This is a genomic window from Vibrio sp. PSi01, from assembly GCF_054960695.1.
In genome coordinates, this window is the sequence record NZ_JBHNYN010000055.1 from 1 (window position 1) to 537 (window position 537).

General features: G+C 40.4%; 2 tRNA genes. Both read right to left on the reverse strand.

Going from position 1 to position 537, the window contains the following annotated elements:
- Nucleotides 1-295: 295 nt before the first annotated feature.
- A tRNA-Val gene (locus ACFI6G_RS22215) sits at nucleotides 296-371 on the reverse strand.
- Between the two features lie 67 nt (nucleotides 372-438).
- A tRNA-Ala gene (locus ACFI6G_RS22220) sits at nucleotides 439-514 on the reverse strand.
- Nucleotides 515-537: the final 23 nt, after the last annotated feature.

Sequence of the window (537 nt, forward strand, 5' to 3'; positions counted from 1 at the left end):
GATAAGCGTATGGCAACTAACCAAGGTTTTTGGTTGTCATCAAGAAGGGTTAATTCCTGATGACTGTTTGCCGGACTCAATTGTGATTCAAACTAGGTTTGAATCGAATACAAGACACTTGAATGTGTTTGTTGTGTTTACCAATAAAGGTAAACATTGAGAACTTTTAAATTTGATTGAATTACTCGTAAGTAATCAATCAGTCAGCTTTCCAAATTGTTAAAGAGCAAGAGTTTTTCAAGTTATAAACTTTCAAAACCATTTTTAAATACTCTCTTACGAGAATGCTTAAAGATGGTGGGCGATACCGGGCTCGAACCAGTGACCCCCTGCTTGTAAGGCAGGTGCTCTCCCAACTGAGCTAATCGCCCATGATAATTTCTTTTGTCTTCACTTTTTAAAAAGTGAAAATAAAAGCCATCCTTCATGGAGAAAGAATGGTGGAGCTATGCGGGATCGAACCGCAGACCTCCTGCGTGCAAGGCAGGCGCTCTCCCAGCTGAGCTATAGCCCCATATTTTTATTTCCTTGGGAGGA